The 23,189-nt window shown below is 37.1% G+C and carries 21 protein-coding genes and 1 pseudogene; 18 read left to right on the forward strand and 4 right to left on the reverse strand.

Features of this window, described 5'->3' with window-relative positions; genetic code table 11:
* Nucleotides 1-11 precede the first annotated feature (11 nt).
* Nucleotides 12-923, reverse strand: a complete 912-nt coding sequence (locus AC3ANL_RS12135) for an IS3 family transposase (RefSeq protein ID WP_488329456.1) — start codon at nt 921-923, stop codon at nt 12-14.
* A gap of 376 nt (nt 924-1,299) precedes the next feature.
* On the opposite strand from AC3ANL_RS12135, the gene AC3ANL_RS12140 reads away from it, so the two are divergent.
* The 8 genes and pseudogenes from AC3ANL_RS12140 to AC3ANL_RS12175 all read left to right on the forward strand — a co-directional run bounded on the left by AC3ANL_RS12140 (nt 1,300) and on the right by AC3ANL_RS12175 (nt 7,786).
* On the forward strand, nt 1,300-2,304 hold the full coding sequence (locus AC3ANL_RS12140; RefSeq protein WP_488329457.1) for a DnaD domain-containing protein: 1,005 nt from the start codon (nt 1,300-1,302) through the stop codon (nt 2,302-2,304).
* Nucleotides 2,305-2,587: 283 nt separating this feature from the next.
* A pseudogene (locus AC3ANL_RS12145) lies at nt 2,588-3,259 on the forward strand (DnaB-like helicase C-terminal domain-containing protein).
* 171 nt (nt 3,260-3,430) lie between these two features.
* Complete coding sequence (locus AC3ANL_RS12150) at nt 3,431-3,724, forward strand: hypothetical protein (protein WP_488329458.1); 294 nt, start codon at nt 3,431-3,433, stop codon at nt 3,722-3,724.
* Between the two features lie 107 nt (nt 3,725-3,831).
* Nucleotides 3,832-4,449 (forward strand): thermonuclease family protein, encoded by a 618-nt coding sequence (locus AC3ANL_RS12155; protein WP_488329459.1) that lies wholly within the window; start codon nt 3,832-3,834, stop codon nt 4,447-4,449.
* Nucleotides 4,450-4,617: 168 nt separating this feature from the next.
* The gene (locus AC3ANL_RS12160) at nt 4,618-5,283 is read left to right on the forward strand and encodes a lecithin retinol acyltransferase family protein (protein ID WP_488329460.1); all 666 of its coding nucleotides are present in this window, start codon (nt 4,618-4,620) and stop codon (nt 5,281-5,283) included.
* 101 nt (nt 5,284-5,384) lie between these two features.
* Complete coding sequence (locus tag AC3ANL_RS12165; protein ID WP_488329461.1) at nt 5,385-5,636, forward strand: hypothetical protein; 252 nt, start codon at nt 5,385-5,387, stop codon at nt 5,634-5,636.
* A gap of 67 nt (nt 5,637-5,703) precedes the next feature.
* Nucleotides 5,704-6,954, forward strand: a complete 1,251-nt coding sequence (locus tag AC3ANL_RS12170; protein ID WP_488329462.1) for an MFS transporter — start codon at nt 5,704-5,706, stop codon at nt 6,952-6,954.
* A gap of 58 nt (nt 6,955-7,012) precedes the next feature.
* Nucleotides 7,013-7,786 (forward strand): SDR family NAD(P)-dependent oxidoreductase, encoded by a 774-nt coding sequence (locus AC3ANL_RS12175; protein ID WP_488329463.1) that lies wholly within the window; start codon nt 7,013-7,015, stop codon nt 7,784-7,786.
* 46 nt (nt 7,787-7,832) lie between these two features.
* On the opposite strand, the gene AC3ANL_RS12180 is transcribed toward AC3ANL_RS12175, so the two are convergent.
* A complete protein-coding gene (locus tag AC3ANL_RS12180) occupies nt 7,833-9,644 on the reverse strand; it encodes a V4R domain-containing protein (RefSeq protein ID WP_488329464.1) in 1,812 nt (603 codons plus the stop codon).
* A 171-nt stretch (nt 9,645-9,815) separates the two neighbouring features.
* On the opposite strand from AC3ANL_RS12180, the gene AC3ANL_RS12185 reads away from it, so the two are divergent.
* Nucleotides 9,816-10,655 carry a fumarylacetoacetate hydrolase family protein gene (locus tag AC3ANL_RS12185; RefSeq protein ID WP_488329465.1) on the forward strand — a complete coding sequence of 280 codons (840 nt, stop codon included), beginning with the start codon at nt 9,816-9,818 and terminating at the stop codon, nt 10,653-10,655.
* Between the two features lie 758 nt (nt 10,656-11,413).
* On the opposite strand, the gene AC3ANL_RS12190 is transcribed toward AC3ANL_RS12185, so the two are convergent.
* Entirely contained in the window at nt 11,414-12,181 is a 768-nt protein-coding gene (locus AC3ANL_RS12190; protein ID WP_488329466.1) for an IclR family transcriptional regulator, read from the reverse strand.
* A 181-nt stretch (nt 12,182-12,362) separates the two neighbouring features.
* On the opposite strand from AC3ANL_RS12190, the gene AC3ANL_RS12195 reads away from it, so the two are divergent.
* The 7 genes from AC3ANL_RS12195 (at nt 12,363) to AC3ANL_RS12225 (ending at nt 18,951) form a co-directional block, all read left to right on the forward strand.
* Nucleotides 12,363-13,202: a fumarylacetoacetate hydrolase family protein gene (locus AC3ANL_RS12195; RefSeq protein WP_488329467.1), complete on the forward strand. Its 840-nt coding sequence runs from the start codon at nt 12,363-12,365 to the stop codon at nt 13,200-13,202.
* A gap of 21 nt (nt 13,203-13,223) precedes the next feature.
* A complete protein-coding gene (locus AC3ANL_RS12200; protein WP_488329468.1) occupies nt 13,224-14,333 on the forward strand; it encodes a cupin domain-containing protein in 1,110 nt (369 codons plus the stop codon).
* Nucleotides 14,334-14,372: 39 nt separating this feature from the next.
* On the forward strand, nt 14,373-15,578 hold the full coding sequence (locus AC3ANL_RS12205) for an FAD-dependent monooxygenase (RefSeq protein WP_488329469.1): 1,206 nt from the start codon (nt 14,373-14,375) through the stop codon (nt 15,576-15,578).
* Between the two features lie 126 nt (nt 15,579-15,704).
* Nucleotides 15,705-15,875 (forward strand): TRAP transporter large permease subunit, encoded by a 171-nt coding sequence (locus AC3ANL_RS12210; RefSeq protein WP_488329714.1) that lies wholly within the window; start codon nt 15,705-15,707, stop codon nt 15,873-15,875.
* A 37-nt stretch (nt 15,876-15,912) separates the two neighbouring features.
* Nucleotides 15,913-17,139 (forward strand): CaiB/BaiF CoA transferase family protein, encoded by a 1,227-nt coding sequence (locus AC3ANL_RS12215; RefSeq protein ID WP_488329470.1) that lies wholly within the window; start codon nt 15,913-15,915, stop codon nt 17,137-17,139.
* Nucleotides 17,140-17,175: 36 nt separating this feature from the next.
* Nucleotides 17,176-18,450, forward strand: a complete 1,275-nt coding sequence (locus AC3ANL_RS12220) for a 3-isopropylmalate dehydratase large subunit (RefSeq protein WP_488329471.1) — start codon at nt 17,176-17,178, stop codon at nt 18,448-18,450.
* On the forward strand, nt 18,451-18,951 hold the full coding sequence (locus AC3ANL_RS12225) for a LeuD/DmdB family oxidoreductase small subunit (RefSeq protein WP_488329472.1): 501 nt from the start codon (nt 18,451-18,453) through the stop codon (nt 18,949-18,951).
* A 514-nt stretch (nt 18,952-19,465) separates the two neighbouring features.
* On the opposite strand, the gene AC3ANL_RS12230 is transcribed toward AC3ANL_RS12225, so the two are convergent.
* Complete coding sequence (locus AC3ANL_RS12230) at nt 19,466-19,813, reverse strand: LysR family transcriptional regulator substrate-binding protein (RefSeq protein ID WP_488329473.1); 348 nt, start codon at nt 19,811-19,813, stop codon at nt 19,466-19,468.
* Nucleotides 19,814-20,036: 223 nt separating this feature from the next.
* Between AC3ANL_RS12230 and AC3ANL_RS12235 the strand changes: the two genes are divergently transcribed.
* Together AC3ANL_RS12235 and AC3ANL_RS12240 are read left to right on the forward strand one after the other, a co-directional pair.
* Nucleotides 20,037-21,833 carry a thiamine pyrophosphate-requiring protein gene (locus AC3ANL_RS12235; RefSeq protein ID WP_488329474.1) on the forward strand — a complete coding sequence of 599 codons (1,797 nt, stop codon included), beginning with the start codon at nt 20,037-20,039 and terminating at the stop codon, nt 21,831-21,833.
* Between the two features lie 139 nt (nt 21,834-21,972).
* Complete coding sequence (locus tag AC3ANL_RS12240) at nt 21,973-23,187, forward strand: CaiB/BaiF CoA transferase family protein (protein ID WP_488329475.1); 1,215 nt, start codon at nt 21,973-21,975, stop codon at nt 23,185-23,187.
* The last annotated feature ends 2 nt before the right edge of the window (nt 23,188-23,189 follow it).

A 23,189-nucleotide genomic window follows, 5' to 3' on the forward strand; every position in this document is an offset into this window, starting at 1 on the left:
AGAGTTTTATATTAAGCAGCTAATAGGCTGGTATGGATACGGTATTGAACCGTACTCATGCCTGCCAATTTTTGCTTTATGCGCTTGGTATTATAATAATTGATATATTCTTCAATTCTCTTTTTTAATTCCTCAAAAGAGCACAGTGCTTCCCCATAATACATTTCTTGTTTCAGTAATCCGAAAAAGTTCTCCATGGGCGAATTATCTAAACAATTGCCTTTTCGCGACATACTCTGGAACAACTTGTTTTCTTGGAGTGTTTTTACCCATTTATTATGTTGATAATGCCACCCTTGATCAGAATATACAGTTGTTCTAAACTTTGAATCTTTTACAATTTCTAGAGCCTCCTTGAGAGGTTTGAAGGCTAATTCTAAGGTTGGGCGCATACTAATCCCGTACGATAGTATTTCCCCATTAAACATATCCATAATTGGACTTAGATATAGTTTTACACTGTCTGAACACTTGAATTCCGTAATATCTATCGTTAATTTTTGATGACACACATTTGTATGAAAGCGGCGATTGATAAGGTTCTTGGCAACAGTTCCCGTCGATCCTTTGTAAGAGCTGTACCTCCGTGATTTTAATCTGAACTTATCTCCCCTGAGCCCACGCTTATTCATGATACGTTGAACCTTCTTATGATTCGCTTTAATTCCACGATTTTTCAATTCTAAACGAATACGACGATAACCATAATTTCCGTTATGTTCTTCGAAAATGGATTGAATAATATCCTCCAAATCCTGGTCTGGATTCTCCTTCTTCATGTTTTTAATATGATAATGGTCGGAGGATTCTGGAATACCAACTATTTTTATAACATCTTTTAGTTTGAAGGTTTTTTTGAGTTCGAATGATAACGCTGCTTGTGCTTTTCGAGATAGCCCTTCGGATCCATCTGAAAAGCTCATAACTTTTTTAAGTATTCTACCTCTAAACGTAGGAGTTCGTTTTCTCTTTCCAACTTTTGTTCATAGCTCATTTCTTTTGGTTCCGTGCTCTTTTTGTTCTTTGCTTTGTCAGACATAGAAGGCCGTCCTTTAATTTTATTCAGGCCTTCAACCCCCCCTCATGAAAAGCTTTCTTCCATGAAGCTATCAAAGGAGGGTTAGTTAACCCGAATTGGAGGGCTGTTTGTACTTCAGAAGAACCTGTTCTCTTCATAAAGCAGAATGAGTTTGTCATTAAATATTCACATATTTATAAAAAGCATCCTGTCCGTTTTCTTCATAAATCTATATATCTTCTATGAATGGAATTTTATTTGAAGAAAGGATTTGGTTGAAGATGGCAAGATACCGAATGGTGCGGACAGATTTTTGGAAGAATCCAATTGTTTCAGAAGAGATGACCCCGGAGGATAAGTATTTTTACCTTTATCTGCTTACGAATCCACAAACGACTCAAATTGGGATCTATAAAATTACCAAAAAACAAATGGCTTTTGATCTCGGCTATTCGATAGAGAGTGTTCAATCGTTAATGGAACGATTTACCCTGCATCACAAGTTGATTCGTTACAATCCAAAAACAAGAGAACTCGCGATTAAAAACTGGGGGATAGATAACCTGCGTAAGGCCGGTAAACCGGTCATGGATTGTATTTATTACGAATTAAAAGAGGTCGAGGATACCTCCCTTATTCAATATATTTCGGAGCCTATTCTTAAAGAAGAAATTCGAAGTCTTTATCAATCCTTTTGTGAACATGAAGAGATGTTTTTTGACCAGGAAATTACAGACCAAGTTGAAAATGATACATATCTAGATTCTGAATATGAAGAATATGACGATACGTTTACGTCTCGTGATACGGTAGGTGGACAAAAAGAAAAACAAAAAGAAAATGAAAAAGAAAAACAACAGCAAGCGTTTCCTCCAAATAGAGAGAACCATCCGAAAATCGAGAATCTATCACAAAGTCATCAAAAAACAGAGAATGTGAAAGAAATTGTCGAGTTTTGGGACGCTAATGGATTTGGTTTTTCAAACGTGAATGGAAAAGAGCAGCTGTTAGCTTGGTTGGATGATTCTCGTTTTTTACAACCAAAAGAGATGATTGTACAAGCCATGAAGATTGCGTGTGCCAATAACAAGCGAAAGCTGAACTATATCGTTGGTATTCTGAAAAACTGGAAAAATGAATCGTTATTGACCGTTGAAGAAATTGATAGCTATCAGGAAAATCAAAAGTCTCCAATAAAGCATAGGCAAGCAACTGAATCGTGTCAAACTGGAAGAGATATTCCCCACAGCTTTGAACTTGATCTTACGGCAGGTGAAGAGGGATGAGTATGGCTGAAAAAGCATTCTTAGGAAGCATGATAAAGGCGGAGTACTTACTCAAGGATATCGTGATTCAACCTGAACAGCTGGAAAGTGCACGGCATAAAGAATGGCCGCTATGAATGATTGGGAGATTACAAAAGTCATTGCCAAATTAAATAACATTAACCAAACGAAGATGGATGATCACACGCCCTTACATCAAGCATTAGGAACTATCTATGAGGCCCCCTGGGAGTATCAAAAAACATTTAAAAGTGTCACAACGGGTATCAAAAAGCTTGACGAAATGACCGACGGCTTTCAGTGCGGAGAAGTGACAATTTTAGTAGCAAGACCCTCGATGGGAAAAACCGATGTGATGCTTCATTTTGCAAAAATGACGGGTTGGGCCGGGTTTCTGCCGCTGGTCTTTTCCTTAGAAATGCCTGAAAGGTTGATAACCTCACGATTAATGGCTTCGACAGGGGGCTTTAACCGTACAAAAATGCGGGATCCGAAAAGAATGCTTAATCAAAATCAAAAGAATAAATGGTCGGATGTGATTGGTGACCTCCTTGAAACCAATATTCAAATTTTTGATGGAGCTGGACAAACGATTGCCGAAATGAGGGCGAAAACGAGAAAGCTGATGAATCAATTTTCCAAATAAGAAACAGATCCTTTTGATCGATTACTAACACTGATAAGTTCTGGCCAATTTTGCGGAGGGAATGCCCATTTACAAGTAACAGAAATATCGAAATCATTCAAGTCGATGGGGAAGGATTTTGATTGCCCCGTTATTTGTTTGGCGCAGCTAAATCGACCGGTGGAATCAAGAGCCAATAAACGGCCGATGATGTCTGATATTCGGGAATCGGGCAGTGTGGAACAGGATGCCGATGTCATTTTGTTCTTGTATCGTGAAGCAAATTATGACAAGGACACTCCGGATCATTACCTTGAAATCATTGTCTAGAAAAATCGAAATGGTCCAGTTGGAACCATCGCAGTGAATTACAACGAGCATACAGGGGCGATTGAGGACCTTAAGGAACAGAATCTTGCACTTGAATAAACTTCAAACAGCCAATTATAAACGAAGCCCACGGATGAAAAAAATCTTGTTTCGAAGTGTTATCACATAGTTGTGGAAGATCTTAACCTAGATTGTTTTCGTTTTGAAGAAACCTCATTGGCCCATTACATCCATCATTTACTAGCAGAACAAAAAATATCTTTAGGTGACGACATATCTAAAATAGACTTCAATCAAGCAGATCATAATAAAGTTGCGGAAATTATTCAAACCAATGTGTTAGATTTTCATAAGATTTGCATCTACTCACTGAAGATGGACCAGCAGGATTTTGTCTTTATCTTTGCTGACAGCAAGCAAGAGGCAATCCAATTTTATATCAACACCTTTCATCAAACCCACTGAACTGCCACGAATATCCGCTAGATTACCTGCTTGCTAGAGGAAATGGTGTGATTTCGTTTCGGGACATGAGATCCAGCTATAGCTGGTTGTTTTAAGAGGGAGAATTGATGCGAAAAAGAGTAGTGGCAGTAAGTTTACTAGCAGCAGCAACGGTATTATCGTTTCATTCAATGGAACTGAAGGATGTGGTTAATCAAAATAACATTGGGTTCCAGCAAGATGGCGTTCAAAATAGTGAATCCCTAGTAGAAGAGGCGTCAGGAATCCCAACGAATCAAATCCCGATCACGTTAATAGAAACCATTGATGGGGACACGATTAGGGTGAGGGTAAAGGGAAGAATTGAAACCATTCGCTATTTATTAGTAGATACCCCGGAATCGAAGAATCCTAGAAAGTGTGTCCAACCTTTTGCCATGGAAGCTTTCCAAAGGAATAACGAGTTAGTAAAGGGAGGGAGTCTATCGCTGGAGGTTGAGGAGGGAAACACAAGGGATGCATATGGAAGACTGCTTGCTTATGTGTTTGTAGATGGAAAGTCTGTTCAAGAAACGTTGATAAAAGCAGGATATGCACGGATTGCGTATATCATGGATCCGCCTTATAAGTATCTGAAACTATTTAGAACAAATGAGAATCTAGCAAAGAAAAACAAACTAAGAATTTGGAGCAGGAAAGATTATGTGACGTATAGGGGTTTTAATGGGTGTGAGCCGAGGAGGTAACTTTATCTCCACTTTTTATATTTAAAGAAACTTTATAAAAAATGGGGAATGAATCCAAATTTTTATAATTTCTTTAAACCATGTTAATAGGACATTTTTTATATTTGTAGAAGGGAATAAGCCACGATTAATCGAAAAATTAAACTATTAACGAAAGGGGATGATAAAATGGTTTTTGGGAAAATTTTTGGTTCTTCTTTTCCTGGTATGCCAACAACAAGGACGACTTCCGGTATTCCAAGGATTAAAAAGGATGAAAACGGTAATGTCAGAATCAAAACTGGCCCCATAGATTTAGAGGACATCAAGGATACCATTGAAGATGTGATAAAAATCAGCAAAAAACTATCTAATTTTCTTAATGATTTAAACGAAGAGAAAACGTTAGCGAAGGGAGACGTCATCGGAGTATCCAGGGGGATATATGAACATTATGGTGTCTATATTGGTGATAACCGTGTTATCCACTACACATCTCTGCATTCTGACATCAGTATGAAAGATAATAAAATAATGGAAACCGGAATGGACCACTTCCTGAGAAATGCTGATGAATTCTTTATTCTTGATTGTACGTATAAAAACATGGCAGTAAAATCCAAACCTATTACAGCCAGTTTGGTACCCGACTATAAAAAATTGTTTGAACGACAATCCGTTTTCTCTCCAGAGGAAACGGTTAATAGAGCCAAATCACGATTAGGAGAAACCAATTATAATCTTGCTTTCAATAATTGTGAGCATTTTGCCATTTGGTGCAAAACAGACCTCAGCAAGAGCCATCAAGTGGACGCCTTTCTCGGATCTATTGAGAGGAAGAGTTGGAGAATATAGTTTGGCCCGCCAATCGGCCAGGCACAAATCCTCTAGATTTGTACCTGGCCTTTTTTTGTGGACTCGAGATCATGTGGGGAAGAGCACAGGAGGAAGGGCTCTTGTGTCCCCATTACATAAAAGCCATGAGAACCGTCCCCAAGGAAGTTCCGAATTTTTGTAAGAATCCGATTGTTTCAGAAGAGATGACACCGGAATCTAAAAAGCCGGGGACGTATGTCCAGCCATTTGCCAGGGAAGCATTCCAAAGGCTCTTGATCAAAATCAAAAGAATCTATTCAAAGTTAGACGTATCTACACGTTCTGAAGCAGTTATTAAAGGGATAAAAAAAGGGCTTCTATATGTAGGGTGACAATTGTTAATTTTATAGCTGTAAATAGTTTTTCAAACGATTAATTAATCAGAAAGAAGGCGTAGATATGCAAGATTTAAATCATTCAAGAAAAAATGAAAAACAAGTGGCGTTTCTATTTTTTCTTTGTTGGGGATTTGTATTCTTTGATCAATCCGCTTTAGCTTTACTATTTCCTTTAATTGTTGAGGAAATTCCATTAAATACTGCGCAAATCGGACAAATAAGCATGCTGCAAATGATTGGTTTTTCTATTTCTGCTCCATTATTTGGGATTTTAGCCGATCGTTTGGGTAGAAAAAAATTATTACTTGTAGTATTTACGTTAGGCACAGCTTTATTTTGTGGGTTAACAACAATGGCTCATTCTTTTGAATATTTGTTAGTGATTAGAACTTTATTGGGAATTTGCGAAGGCGCCGTGCTCCCAATTATGATAACGATCCTTGCAGCCGTTTCTAGTCCTACTAAATTTGGACGTAATGTGGGAATTGTTTATGCAGGATCAGCAGTTATTTCTTCCACATTAGGACCAATGATCGCTACTCAATTGGCCACGGTGACTAGCTGGAGAATAACCTTTTTAATCGTTGCGATACCAACATTAATTATTTCCTTCTTTATTGCTAAATTGGTTAAGGAACCAAGTAATAAAGTGAATGAAAATGATGGAAAACCATTAGAGAAACAAAAGATAAACATCATGGAACTTGTTAAAAATAGGAATATTGTAACATGTCTCATTATTGGTATGTTTGCTTTTGCAGGAATATGGATTACACTTTCTTATTTACCAATCTATCTAACTAATGGGATTCATATGCCAGTGGAAAAAATGGGATTGGTTATGACTCTATCAGGAGCAATCACTATTTTTTGGCAAATATTCGTGCCAGCTTTATCTGATAGAATCGGTCGTAAGCCTGCCTTAATCGGATTTTATACGTTAGCCGTTGTAACTCCGCTCATGTTGTATTTAACGCAAGGGAGTCAATTAGCAATTATCCTTTATGTTGCAATCGGCGGCATTTGTTTATCTCTAACAGCTGTCTTTAATAGTGTTATCCCAATTGAAAGTGTCACTCCAAAATTTGCGACAACTGCTACTTCATTAATCCAAGGTATTGGTCAATTGGTAGGATCTTTAGTAGTTGGTTTTGCTGGATCATTAGCAAATGATCACGGAATCCAAGTAATCATGGTAATTATTGTAGGAGTATTTGCTGCATGTGCTTTATTAGGCTTTATATTAATTGAAACCAATCCAAAGAAAACAAAAATTAATATTCAGGGAGTTCAACCGGTAGTTAATGATTAATAAATCATTTCTAATATAATTCACCAATTATTATACTAATTTAATGGAGGTAATCATTATGATGGAATTTGCAAATAAGGTTGTTATTATTACAGGTGCAGCAGGTGGAATCGGAAAGGAAACAGTTGGGAAATTCGCAAAAGAAGGGGCCAATGTAGCTTTAGTCGACTTAAATTACGATGCACTTCAAGCAACTGCAAAGGAATTGTCACTTGAGGAAGGGAAATATTTATTACTAGCTGCTGACGTCTCTAAAGAAGAGGATGTTTCTAATTATGTAGAAAGAACGAAAGAAACATTTGGAAATATTGATGTTTTCTTTAACAATGCTGGTGTAGAAGGAGCCTTCGCTTTATTAACAGACTATCCATCGGATGCCCTTGATAAAGTAGTTAATATAAATATTAAAGGTGTGTTTTATGGATTAAAATATGTATTACAAGTGATGCAGCAACAAAAATCTGGTGCCATCATTAATACAGCATCCGCTGGTGCAAAAGCGGCATTGCCGTTTACAAGTGCATATATCGCTTCAAAAGCCGCTGTTCTTGGCTTGACGAAAGCCGCTGCGATGGAATATGCAGAACATGGTATTCGCGTAAATGCGATCTGTCCAGGACCAACGAATACTCGCTTTATGAGATCTGTAGAATCATCATTGTCACCTGGTAAAACAGAAGAGTATCAGGCAATGGTTAGACAGTCAGTTCCACTAGGACGATACGCTGAACCCGCTGATATTGCAAATACAGTTTTATATTTAGCCTCAGAAAAATCCAGTTATGTTACTGGGACTGATATTGATGTAGACGGAGGATATTTAGCTAAATAATACTAAAAAAAAGCGAGAGGGTGGGGACTCTTGCTTTTTTTATGCACTATTCCTCGAACTGCAATTCACCCAGCAAAATCAGCGCTTCAATCACTAATAAGAGATAGGCGGCGTTAGAGGCATTTTTTAAATTTTTTTCGATGATTGCCTCAATTTGCTTAATTCGATATTGGATCCCTCCAATAGACAATGAAAGTTCTTCCATCGTATCTTTTAATTTTTGTCCGTTTGATAAATATCTGTATAAGGTATACAGTAGATCCTTCTTTTTAGGATTTTGAAAATCATATAAGTCCTTTAACATATTCTTTGCCATTTCATGAAGCTGCTTTATGCTCATGTTCGTAACAAAGTCACCGAGGATTCCTAAATCTTCGTAACTCGTATTCCTTTGCTTGTTTGGGAATTTTTGTGCGATCCTAGCTTCTTTTAAGGAGCTTTCAAATTGGGCGAAATCGTTAAAAGTATTGCTAACCCCGATGGAATATTGATAGTTTTTATGGCGTTTTTCCATCAGATTAAGGATCATTGAAAACTTCTCTCTAAACTCTTTCTTATGTTCATGCTGAGCATTTAATAAGATAATTTGTTCCCCAGTAATAGCAAAGACTGAGGGAATAGTATATTGGTTAAAAAGTCTTGAAAAATGTAACATCTGATCATAAAAATCGACTAATTGGTCATTATTATGCTTCTTTGAAATGTTGATAACGGCCGTAGAAAACGGGGGTTGAAAGTTAAAAGGCAAAAATTTAAAGTAAAGCTCTAAATCTTTTATGCTATGATATTGTTTGTGAATCAGTTGGTCTAAAAAAGAAAACTTCATACGCACTTGTTCTTCATATTGAGCGGTTTCGTATAAAAGGTATAGAGCTGTAACAGTAGAAATGATTTCTAAATAAAGGTGGTCATTATCACCCTTAAGATCGGGTGAAAAGTAATATAAAGAGCAGGTACCAAAATGTTTTTTATTAATTAGTACCGGCGAAACTAATTTAGAATAACTACGACATTTATAGTAAACGGAGTTATGTATTTTTTCTTCGTAATTTAGCTTCTGTTTCTCTTGCTTAATATGCTGCAATTGTTCTTCTGTAAACCCGAACTGCAATAACTGATTGCCATGCATATCTTCTATCAGAATAGGAATCAATAGAAATTCATAAGCGGACTGGATGACCTCATCCATGGAGTGTCTATCTGTAACACTTTGTGTGAGTTTATTATGGAAGGTAGAAATTTTTTCAATGGTTTCTTTATGATGAAGCAGCTCTTCATACGTCATTTCTAACTCCGATAATATGGTGCTGTCCTGGTAAACTGTTAACATCTCTTTTTTATCCAAGTGCCAGTCCTCTTCCAAGCGAATTTCAAATTCGCAATCAGGGTCCCCCTTGGCAATACATTTTGTTTCTAATGTTAATACAGATTTCCCCAATTCATACGACAAAGCCCCGCTTACAAATCCACTTATTGTATGGCAGACACATTCAGAAGATGGTCCGTGGTTTTGAAGATGTACCCTTGCTTCAAAAGAGTCTATCCATTTTCCAACACCGTTGATATATTTAATACTTCCATCAGGGTACCAGCTAACTTTCTCTGTATAAATAATATCTTTTACATGACCATATAAAACATGTGTTCTTTTTCCGCGTGGTTGTATTTTCGAGGAAGGATTATTCTCTAAATATTCTTTTGCTGCCGCCTCTCCCATTTCTTTACCAAAATGAAATAAAAATCCATTCGTTTTATAAGTTCCAATATTTTTAATTAAATTATTTCTTAACGTAAGGAAGGAATTCGGTGACATTAAAATATTTCTCGACGTATTTGCTTCAAAAGGGATGGTACTCAAAAAACATATACCTCCTATATATTTATCTATTATAAATGATTCTAAACAAAATTTTCTAAAAATTCAATAAATATTATTTATTTCTGCGATGTATTCCATAAAAAATAGTATTAAATTTTAGATCATAAAAAGGCAACATTAAGGTACATACAAGTAAATGGGGGTAGTCTCTTGAAAATTGCATTATTTAATAACAATGAACTAGGTGTTGTAAAAGATGAAGTGATTTATGACATTAGTAATCTTGTATCTTGGAATTTTATTAAACCTCAAGAATCTCTTATCCAATTAATGAGTAATTTTCAAGATTTAAAGCCTAAAATTGAGGAATCCTTACATTTTGCTAAAAATTATCCTCTAAAAGATGTTGTTCTAAAAGCTCCAGTACCTAAGCCTGGAAAAATTGTTGCAGCTCCAGTTAATTATTTCTTACATCAAGATGAAATGAATCAGCAGTTTAATAATGCAGCATACACAATTGAAAACCTTGGGTTCTTCTTGAAAGCGCCATCGTCTATCATTGGACCGAAAGATAGGATTAAACTTCCATTTTATGATCGAAGAACAGATCATGAAGCAGAACTAGCCTTTGTTGTAGGAAAAAAAGCCAAAGATATACCAGCATCTGAAGCTCATAAATATATTTTTGGTTATTTTGCTCTAATGGACATTACGGTTCGTGGTAAAGAAGACCGCCCGTGGAGAAAATCATTTGATACCTTTACACCAATTGGTCCATGGATTGTTACTTCGGATGAGATTTCAAACCCAAATGAACTGGAGATTAAATTGTGGGTAAATGAAGATTTGCGTCAATTTGCTAATACGAAAGATTTAATTTATGACTGTTTTAAATTCTTTGAAGCTGCCTCCTCTGTAATGACACTAGAGCCTGGCGATATCATTACCACGGGCACACCAGAAGGAGTAGGTCCTATTGAAAAAGGGGATCATGTTCAAATTCATATTGAAAGAATTGGAAAATTTTCTGTAAGTGTTGATTACAAATAATAAGGGGGAAATGGTCAAGTATGATTATCAATAAAACTTTAAAAGGGTTTCATGAACGAATGGAAAAAGTAAATTTAGGACCCTTATGGGTGTAAATTTCCTACGATTCTATGACACTTAATGTGCCATTACATTTTATGAAATCTTAAGTTGATGACATTGGGACTGACCCCATTTCTCCAGTGGTTATGAGGCTATTTCGACCCCGACCACCGGTATTTTTTGATCAAATCGAGTTTATTTGAGAAACGATAAAACACCCACAAACGTTGATATACCAATGTTTGTAGGTGTTTTTTGTTTTTCGGGGAAAAGGATGAAAATGATAGGGATTTTATACATTTTTTACACAAGCTATACAAGGTTCCCCATCATATATTGCTTCTGGGAGAACAAAAAGAAAGGATGAGTAGTAATGAAAAATCAAGTGTCAACATACATGATTAGTGAATGCAATCTTTCTATTAATGGGTACGATGGTTATAAGATTATTGAAGTTAATCGATCTAGTTCTTCAGAAAGTCTATATGCGGCGCTCTCCTGTTAAAATTAAGGATTAAATCAACTGCTGTAAACTATTGTCTTTGGGACTTTTTATTCAAAAGATGGTTTTATTAAATATAAAATCAGGTGTCAGACAACTTCCAAATTTCGGATCGTGCCAGGCACCTATCTGTTTTTAGATCCCTTGCTTCTATTTAATAATATAGTTTCTTCTCATACTTAATGAAGATCAGGTCTCATTCTTTTTTAACTTGTTACTCACTAATTCTCATTTTACGAGATATTTTATCAACCGTTTCTAAAATTAGCTCCTTAAATTCCTCTAATTTATCCTCCACTTGAAAAGTAGGGCCCATGACTCCAAGTGCAGCTATTACATTTTGGGCCACGCCAAAAATAGGTGCACCAATCCCAGCAACTCCAATAGTTGTAAAATTGATGTCGATATAGCTTTTTTCATTCCGTATGTTTTCAAGTTTTTGATACCATTTACCTTTGTCAATGATAGTATATGGTGTCTGAGGGAGAATTGGGAAACTTAGGACTCTATCGATTTGGCTTTGCGGAGAAAACGCCAATAATATCGGTCCTAATAATCCATAAGTGATCGGTCTTCTTTGGCCTACAGTTGAAGAAAACTTTAACCCCTGTTCATTTTCTTTACTAAAAACATATAAAATCTCATCCTCTAATTTAACAGCCATGATGACGGATTGTTTAGTTTTATTTTGAAACTCAATTAGTTCATCTTCTGCTACTTGTTGAATATTGAAAAGGGAAGAAGCAATCAAACCAAATTCCACTAGCTTTAATCCTAGGTGATAAGCAGATTTCTTTTGGTCATATTGAATTAATCTTCTTTTCTCCAATGTACACAATATCCGATAAACCGTAGAATTTGGGAGGTTGGTTTTTTTGGAAATTTCATCTAGAGTAAAAAATTTATACTCTGTATCAAATACTTGTAAGATATCAATGGCTCTATCAATAGAACGAATGGATCCCATTTTAACTTCACGCATATTGCACCTCCTTCAGAGTTACCTATTAACAAAAAATTATAGCATATATTTCAAATTATATAAATTAATCTTAAAATATAGAATTTTCAGAAAAAGTATTGACTCAAGATTTTAATTTTGTTATGTTTATTTTATAGTATGAGATGTATATCTCGCAGAATGAGATAAGGAGGGTAATTCAGTGAAAATAGCCTTATTTAATAACAACAGACTAGGTATAGTAAAAAATGATGTCATTTACGATATTAGTCATGTCGTAGCTTGGAATGAAAACAAACCTCAAGAATCTCTGATTGAATTGATTGAAAGCTTCGAAGATAGTAAACCACTAATAGAAAATAAACTCAGTACCGTTAACAGTTATTCTGTATCGGATGTAGATTTAAAAGCACCGATACCAAAGCCAGGAAAAATTGTGGCTGCCCCAGTGAATTACTACCTACATCAAGATGAAATGAATCAGCAGTTTAATAATGCTGAGTATACGATTGAAAATTTAGGCTTCTTTTTGAAAGCGCCATCTTCGATTATTGGACCGAATGATACTATTAAACTTCCATTTAAGAATAGAAGGACAGATCATGAATCAGAAATTGCTTTTGTAGTAGGAAAAAAAGCAAAGGATATACCTGCGTCGGAAGCACATAAATATATTTTTGGATATTTTGCTTTAATGGATATTACTGTACGGGGAAAAGAAGATCGACCATGGAGAAAATCATTTGATACCTTTACCCCAATAGGTCCATGGATTGTAACCACTGATGAGATCGGGAATCCAAATGAATTAGATATTAATTTGTGGGTGAATGAAGAATTACGTCAATCTGCAAATACGAAAGATTTAATTTATGACTGTTATAAATTTTTTGAAGCTGCCTCTGCCGTTATGACATTGGAACCAGGAGATATCCTCACAACGGGTACACCTGAAGGAGTGGGTCCGATTGAGAAAGGGGATACCGTACGAATTCAGATTGATCGAATTGGAGAGTTTTCTGTAAGTGTAGATAATAAATAATGAAAGCGAGAAGTGAAAATTATGATTATCAATCAATCTTTAAAAGAATTTCATGAAAAGATGGAAAAAGCCAACTTAGGACCATTATGGTCGTCTATTCATCAACTTAATACTATTGAACCTAAAGCGAAACCCATTCCTTATTTATGGAAAAGAGAATTAATCGAGAGCTATTTGCAAGAAGCAGAGCAGCTTCTAGAAGTAGGAGAAGGAGGGGGTGCGGATAGAAGGGCAGTATTTTTAATAAATCCAGGTATGAAGGACTTGGATCCAGTTGGTTGGGGTGGTGCTACACAAACGCTCTATGCTGCAGTACAAGCTGTCAAACCAGGTGAAATAGCACCCGCACACCGTCATACGACGACAGCGCTACGGTTTATTATGAAAGGGAAGGGCGGAGAAGGTCGTGTAGATGGTGAAAAGATGTCCTTTGAGCCAGGAGATTACTTAATTACACCTTCTGGTACATGGCATGACCATGCCAACTTAGGCAAGGAAACGGTTTATTGGATGGATTGTCTAGATGTACCCTTTACTGTGTTTATGAATGTGTGTTTTACAGAGTTTTATCCAGAAAAACAACAAAAGTTAAAAGTGCCTGATGATTATAGTACCAAGCGATATCAGGGAGGAATGATCCGACCTATATCTGATCGTAAACCTAGCATCGCTCCACTTGGTCGGTATAAATTTGATCTTACAAAAAAAGGATTAGACGGATTGAGTGAGTTTACTCCAGATCCATATGACGGATATGCCATTGAATATATCAACCCTTCAACGGGAAAAGATGCCAATAATCGGATTGGTGCAAGAATGCAAAAACTTCCAGTAGGTTTTAAAGGGAAAGCTCATCGACATGTACACACGAATGTCTATCATGTCTTTAAAGGTGAAGGTTATACCGTGATGAATGGGGAAAAATTTGAATGGAAAGAAGGAGACTTTTTTGCGCTCCCATCATGGGTATGGCATGAACATGTCAATACTTCGGCTACTGAAGAAGCTATTTTATTTTCTACTAACGATTTACCTATAATGGAAGTTTTTGATTTTGAGAGAGAAGAAGTATTGGAGTTAAATGATGGTTATCAAGAAATCACGAAAATATTCACACCTATATTACCATAAAACTCCGAAGCATGAGTATATAAAAGGGAGAGATGATTTATGGTTTATAAGAATAGAACCACCTTATTAGTAGCAGGTGGAGGGATTGGAGGCCTTGCATTAGCTCTGAGAGCTTCACAAGAAGGAATGGATGTTACCGTTCTTGAAAGAGCGCAAGAATTTTCCGAAGTGGGAGCTGGAATCCAATTAGGTCCGAATGCATTAGCTGTGTTAGATAAACTTGGGATTTACGTCAATCTAAAAAAATTATCTGTATTACCAAAAAGGATTATCATCAAAGATGCCATTTCTGCTGAGACTTTGTCCATATTGGATTTAGGTCCCTCTTTTATAGAGCAATTTGGATATCCATATATTGTGGCACATCGCTCAGATTTGTTAAATGAATTACTAATAGCCTGTCAGAGCCAACCCAACATTACACTACTAACGAAAAAAAGAGTCATTTCAGTAGAGACTGATGAACAAAGTGCTACTGCTATTTGTCAGGATGGGACATCATATCAAGCCGATGCCGTAATAGGTGCGGATGGAATCAAATCTGAAGTGAGAAAATTTATTACGGTAGATGAGCCTGTGAGCGATCACTTTGTCGCTTATCGCGGGACTGTACCAATAGAAAAGGTAAACGATTTCGTCAATTTAGATGAACTTTACATTTGGATGGGCCCAGACTTACATTTTATTCAATATCCTGTTCGATCATCTAAACTATTGAACCAAGTGGCTGTATTTAAAAGTAAAAATTATAAAAAAGATTCGGATGACTGGGGAACACCAAAAGAGCTTGAGGAAGCCTTTGCACCATGTTGCGAACTAATTAAAAGAGGATTAAGTTTCTTAAATAAAGATGTAAGATGGGCAATGTATGATCGAGAACCAATATCTCAGTGGACAAAAGGTAGAGTCACTTTGTTAGGAGATGCGGCTCATCCGATGTACCAATACTTAGCCCAAGGAGCCTGTCAAGCGATTGAAGATGCGGATCGTATGATTGAACAAGTAATCAGTAACGATCAGGATGTGACGAAAGCCTTTTTATATTATGAAAAAGAGCGTACAGAGAGAACATCAAAAGTACAAACGGGAGCTCGATTATTTGGAAATATGATGCACGCATGTGATCCTGCTACATTAATTTTGCGAAATAAAGTGTTCAGCGACCGTAATGATGATGATTATAGTGCAGTAGAATGGTTATACGGACATGCACGCAAATATCAAAGTACGATTAAAAACAGCTAATATTTTAACAGAGTAGTATTTAGAATGTTTTAACTTTTCAATGAAATACATTTTCATAGAAAAGTTATTTTTTTCGATCCCGTTCACTTCGGGGTAATTTTATGTATAAATCTAACAATTGGATTAATTACTCCACCTGTAGGTACTTGTTTGTTTATTGCTTCGTCCATTACAAAAATCAAGTTAGAATCTCTAACAAGATCCTTAATGCCGTTCCTTGTAATTTCAATCGTCATTTTATTTCTTATTACCTATGTACCGTCTCTTACGATGGGAATACCGAATTTAATGAAATAAATGAATTAAACCAAACATAGAAATAAGGAGGTTAATCATGAAGCCAAAAGCATTAGAAGGATTACGGGTGTTAGAATTAGGACAATTAATCGCTGGACCATCTGCGGGACGTCTTTTTGCTGAATTTGGGGCTGAAGTCCTTAAGGTAGAAAATCCTAAGGAAGGTGATGCACTTAGAAAATGGAGAATTATTGAAAATGGAACGAGTTTATGGTGGTATGTTCAAGGGAGAAACAAGAAGTCAGTTTCAATAGACCTTAGGGAACCAGAAGGGCAAGAAATCATCCGTAAACTAGCTAGTGAGATTGATATTATTATAGAAAATTTCCGTCCTGGTACGTTGGAAAAGTGGGGAATCGGATATGAAGATTTAAAAAGAATTAACCCAAAAATCATTATGATCCGGATAAGTGGGTATGGCCAAGATGGTCCCTACAAAGATAAACCTGGATTTGGTTCTATAGGGGAAGCAATGGGTGGATTACGGTATTTAACAGGTGATCCCGATCGACCACCAACGAGAGTAGGGGTAAGTATTGGGGATTCGATTTCATCACTATATGCAGTGATTGGAGCCATGATGGCAATATACCATCGTGATGTAAAGGGGACTGGGATTGGACAATTTGTTGACGTAGCTCTGTATGAATCCGTCTTTAGTGTTATGGAAAGTATGCTGCCTGAGTATGATCGAGCGGGCGTTATTCGAGAACGTTCAGGAAGTAGATTGCCTGGAATCACTCCTTCTAATACGTATCTCTGTAAAGATGGAAAATACGTGGTTATCGGGGCAAATGGGGATGGAATTTTTAAACGGTTAATGCAGACAATCGGACAGCCTGAGTTGGCTGAAGACTCACGTTATCAGAATAACGCGTTAAGGTCAGATCATGCAGATTTCCTCGATTCAACCATTGAAGATTGGACTAAAAGCATGGATCTTGAAAAGGTATTAAGCATATTGGATGAAGCAAAAGTTCCTGCCGGTTCGATTTATTCCATTGAAGATATTGTCAATGATCCTCATTATCATGCAAGAGGAATGATTCGTGAGATTAAAGTGGAAGAAATAGGGACATTAAAGGTTCCTGGAATTGTACCTAAGTTAAGTGAAACCCCTGGAACGATTGATTGGGTTGGACCTAAGGTTGGTCAGCATAATGAAGAGGTACTCACCAAAATATTGGGTAGAGACGAATATAAAGAATTAACAAGCAAGGGTATCATTGGAAACGTTGAAGAGAAATCATCGATAAAGAATTAAGAAAATACAATCAATTATTCAGGGGGTTGATATAGAATGGGTATGACAATGTCAGAAAAAATCCTGGCTAAAGCATCCGGTCAGTCAAAAGTGAAGGCTGGGGAAATCGTTACGGTGAAAGTAGATATTGCCATGATGCACGATTTATTAGGTCCATGGCTAGTTGATAAGGGTTTTCGTCGATTAGGGGGTCAATTATTTGATAAGGAAAAAGTCGTCGTCGTTTCCGATCACTGTACACCCCCAGCGACGATTCAGCAAGCAAATATTTTAAAAATGACGAGAGACTGGTCACGAGAATTTGATCTCCCCTATTACTATGAATTCGAAGGACCTTGTCACCAGGTGATTATTGAGCATGGTCATGTTCGTCCGGGGAGACTGATTCTTGGAACTGATTCACATACTTGTATGGCAGGTGGATTAGGAGCGTTTGCCACAGGGATTGGTTCTACAGAAATGATTGGAGTTCTTGTCACAGGTGAGACTTGGCTGAAAGTTCCAGAAACGATTAAAGTTGTGTGGGATGGGAAACTGCCTGATGGTGTCTCGTCAAAGGATATCGTTCTGAAAACAATCAAAGATATTGGGCACGCAGGTGCAACCTATCAAGCTCTTGAATTTTCTGGAAATACAATCAATGAGCTATCGATCGATGAAAGATTGGTTCTATCGAATATGGCGGTAGAAGCAGGGGCGAAAACTGGCCTGATTGAACCAGATGAAAAAGTAGTAGAATTCTTGAGATCAAAAGGAGTAACCGATCCAATCGATATGATTACATCTGACCCTGATGCTACATATATTCGGACCTTGCATTATGATGCTTCTGAATTAGTGCCTCAAGTCGCATGTCCACACAATGTTGATAATGTTCATCCTGTTTCATCAGTAGAAGGGACCCAGGTACATCAAGTCTATTTAGGTTCGTGTACAAATGGTCGGTTAGAGGATCTTCGGATCGCCGCAAATATTCTAAAAGGTAATAAAGTCTCTAAAAATATTCGCTGCTTAGTTGTACCTGCCTCTCAGTATGTATGGATGCAAGCGAGTAAAGAAGGAATACTTGATATTTTGACTGAAGCAGGTTGTATTATCAATATGCCTTCTTGTGGAGCATGTGGTGGTTTTACCAGTGGCGTTCTAGGTGAAGGTGAAGTGGTAATGTCATCTTCAAATAGAAATTTTAAAGGTCGAATGGGTAGTCCAAAGAGTGAAGTCTATTTAGGATCTCCAGCTACTGTAGCAGCAACTGCCATCGAAGGTAAAATTGCAGATCCTCGTAAGTATCTGTTTAAGGAGGTTATGTAAATGTCCGCTATTATTAAAGGTAGGGTTTGGAAATATGGAGACAACATTAACACTGATATAATTTCTCCAGGACAATATATAGGTCAACCAATTGAACTACAAGCTGAACATGCAATGGAAGCAATTGATACGGAATTTTATAAGAAAATTCGACCGGGTGATATTTTAGTAGCCGGAAACAACTTTGGCTCAGGGTCTAGTCGTGAAACAGCACCGAGAATCTTAAAACATCTTGGGATTAGTGCAATTATTGCCAATTCATTTGCTAGAATATTCTATCGTAATGCCATGAATCTCGGTCTTCCTGTACTAGATATGTCTGATACTTCATATATTCAAGAGGGAGATATCATTGAAATTAATTTAGTGGCCGGAAAGATTTTTAATCATACACAAGGAACTGAATATAAAGGGACAAAATTACCTGAGCATTTAATTGAAATGGTAGAAATTGGAGGGTTAGAACCCTTTCTAGCAAAAAAATTAAATATAACTCTATAGATCTTCTATAGGAAGATGGGTTCTTGCGGTTGTTGAAATATTTAACAGGTCACTTTCATAAAATGAAAGAGTTTACATTTGGATCATCACTATAGTTCCTCTTAATTGCTAAAAGGGGAGGATTTGGTTTAAGAGATACTAAGATAATCTATAAAAATAGGTAATAATCGAGTAGGAGGGAGCAATTAACTCCCGACCTCTCACACCACCGTACGTACGGTTCCGTATACGTCGGTTCAATAACTTAAGTATTGACGCTCGTATAATTGGTTAATGTCTTTTAGACCCCAATTAATGAGCGTTTTTATTCTAATTGCATTTTGAAGCGGTTCACAGCCTGAAATCCTCCAATAACTCTTTCGGGTATAACCATCTGAAAATACAATAAAATTTATTTATTTATACGATTTATTACATAAAAAATGCAACATTAAGAGCGTGGAATCGTTGATAATTGACAATTCCTCGCTCTTTCTGCTGCAGTTTTTTTACCCATATTGTTTATAAGTCTCAATCAAATGTTTGATAAATGTGTTCGTAGTTGTATCCATAAAAGCATTTTTCGATAAACGATTCCAACCGATTTTTGTGGGATCGGGTCAACGATTGGTATTTGTTTGATTTTTTTAGAATTGTAGAAGCTTTTTAGGTATGACTTAGGCATGATGCTTGCTACCCTATTAATACTTACCATTTGCTTCAAAGCAACAAGAGTATTAAGTACAATGATTGGACGTAGTGCGAAACCATTATTTTGACAAATTTCATCGATGAATTGACGTATTAAAAATTTATTGGCAAAAAAACCAACGGAATTTCTTGCAGTTCCTGAAATTTTACCTTGATCGTTCGACCAGTTCATGAGTATTTGAGACGATTAAAAAAAGTTCCTCGGTAAATAGGGAAACACTTTCTCCATTATTGCACCCCTTTTTAATAGATGTCATCTATTGAAATCATAAATAATATGGTATTGATAAATAGTTAGATGCTATATATATTTAAATTACAGTTAATTGAATTATACAAATTTTTAAAAAATTAAACCATAGAAACAAATTTAGCAAATGGAGAGGGGAATTTTTATGGTCTTACAAATAGATCCAACACTTTTGGTAAATCAAGAAATAAAAGAAAAAGAGTATCGGAGTAAATATACAGGGGCGAGTGCATTAGTAGAAGCATTAGAGGAAGCTGGTGTTTCCTATATCTTCGCCAATTTGGGAAGTGATCACCCAGCAATTATCGAAAGCTGGGCACAGGCAAAAGTAGATGACAAGGAAATGCCAGAAATTATCGTATGCCCCCATGAGTTTGTCGCATTGAGTGCTGCCCATGGATATGCTCAGGTAAGCGGAAAGCCGCAAGCTGTGTTTGTTCATGTGGAGTGTGGAACCCAAAATTTGGGTGGAGCGATTCATAATGCAGCGGTAGGGAAAATCCCAGTGCTCGTTTTTGCAGGTGCCTCTCCATTTACACAAGAAGGAGAAATGGTTGGAAGCAGGAATGAATTTATCCATTGGTTACAAGATGTATCGGACCAGCGTGGGATTGTCCGTGAATATATGAAATATAACAATGAAATAAAAACAGGTAAAAATGCAAAGCAAATGGTTCACCGGGCACTGCAAATTGCCCAAAGTGAACCGCAAGGGCCGGTTTATTTAATGGGTGCCAGAGAAGTTTTGGAAGAAGAAGTTGAACCAGTTTCGATTGATCCAACAAGATGGGGTCCGATAGCGCCAAGCGCTGTTCATCCCAAAAAAATTGAAGAAATCGGCAAGGCCTTGCTTCAAGCCAAAAAACCGCTTATCGTTACTTCATTCTTAGGTCGTAACAAAGAGGCGGTCAGAAAATTAGTCAACCTTAGTGAAAAGCTAGCCATTCCTGTCATTGAATCTGCGCCGAATTATTTGAATTTTCCGGCTGACCATCCGATGCATGTAGGATATCAATGGAATACGCCGAAACAAAATGACATCCTAGCAGAAGCAGACCTGATTTTAATCTTAGATAGTGATGTGCCTTGGATTCCGTTAATCAATAAGCCATCGAAGGATAGTAAAATCTATTACATTGATGTCGATCCTTTAAAAGAACGGACACCTCTATGGTACATTCCGTCCGAGAGCTTTATTAAAGCAGATTCATTAACAGCACTTCAACAATTGAATGCATGGCTGGAGCAAGAGAAGATTGATGAAGAAACGGTAAACAGACGGTATCACGAAATTTCACAAATCCACCAAAAACAAAGAAACGAATGGAGAAATCAAGAAGAGTTAAAAGATCCTGACACGATTACACCGGCCTATTTGCTTGCTTGCCTGCGTGAAGTGATTGATGAAGATACCATTGTATTAAATGAAGCCATTACGAATTATGAAAATGTATGTAAACATTTAGGCCGCAACAAACCAGGTACTTATTATGCAAGCGGTGCCAGTGCTTTAGGCTGGAACGGGGGAGCAGCCATTGGTGCAAAATTGGCGGCACCAGATAAGACCGTAATCAGCCTCACCGGCGACGGCACCTACATGTTTAGCAATCCAACACCAGTCCATTGGATGTCTAGAAAATACAATGCTCCATTTTTAACTGTCATCTTCAATAATAGAGGTTGGGGAGCACCTAGAATGTCGACCCTCGGTGTTCATCCAAATGGAATTGCCAATCAAACCGATCAGTTCTGGGTCAATTTTGATAAGCCGGCAGACTATGCCAAGGTAGCAGAAGCTGCAGGTGGAGCTTATCCAATAAAGGTTGAAAAACCATCAGAAGTAAAAGATGCATTTCGTCACGGATTAGAGGTTGTAAAAAGAATCGGTAAATCTGTCGTTTTGGATATACGTGTTCCAGATGTATCACAGCAAAAGATGTAACCCGTACTATTGATAATAAAAATAATTTATGGGGATTGTATAAATTACTTATTTAAAATATTCGAAATATTAGGTTAACATGAAACTATCAATATCATTAGGTGTAGATTGAAAAAACGCAATACGAGGAGGAAAAATAATGTCAGCTATCCTTTCAGGCATTACTGTCTTAGACTTGACACAAAACATAGCTGGACCATTTTGTACCCAATTATTGGGGGATTTAGGGGCAACCGTGATTAAGGTTGAAAAACCTGGTGATGGTGATGATACAAGGCATTGGGGTGGTGAAGGTGCCAGACCTGGTGAATCAGCAGCCTTTATGTCGGTCAATCGAAATAAAAAAAGTGTCTCTATTGATTTGGGAAATCCGAAAGGAATTAAATTGATCTACGAACTGGCAAAGAAAGTGGATATTCTCGTTCATAGTATGAAGCCGACAACAGCAGAAAAGAAAGGACTGGGTTACGAAAAGATTGCTGAACTAAATCCTTCTATTATATATGGTTCGATTAGTGCTTTTGGTGAAATCGGTCCAATGAAGACGCTCCCTGGTTATGACCCGCTTATTCAGGCATATACAGGAATCATGAGTGTGACAGGGAACCCCGGTGATGATCCAGCTCGTGTTGGAGTATCAATCAATGATATGGGATCTGGAATGTGGCTGACGATGGGTATTTTGGCTGCCTTGCATAAACGAAATACAACAGGGGAGGGCAGCAAGGTTTCTAACAGTTTACTAGAAACAGGTGTCACATGGGGTAGCTTACAATTATCTACTTATATGGAAACGGGGAAAGTGCCTCAGAAACTAGGAACAGCCATGCCGTTAATTGCTCCATACGAAGCCTTCAAGGCAGAAGACGGCTGGGTGATGATTGCTGCAGGGAATAACCGCTTATTTGAAAAGCTATGTCATGTGTTGGAAATTAACGAAATCCCTGTAGACTCTAGGTTTTCAATAAATAGTGAACGAGTGAAAAATCGTTATGAATTGCATGATCTGCTTGAAATAGAAACGCAGAAATATTCAGTCGATGTTTTGATCCATATGCTTCGTCAAGGGGGGGTTCCTTGCAGTCCCATCAATTCTCTTGACAAAGTCGTTACAGATGAACAAGTTAATACTCTAGGATTAATCAAGACGGTTGAACACAGCAGAGTGGACGATTATAAAATTGTTGACATTCCGTTCGCCATTAATAATGAACGAAGTGTGCTTCAAAATATCCCACCATTGTTAGGTGAACATAGTGAGGAGATATTGAAGCAACTAGGTTATACAGATGAGGAAATCAACCAGCTGTTGGAAGATAAAGTTATTGATATCGTCGATAAAGTAAGGAGGTAGGC

The organism is Neobacillus sp. DHD-1R (assembly GCF_057747995.1).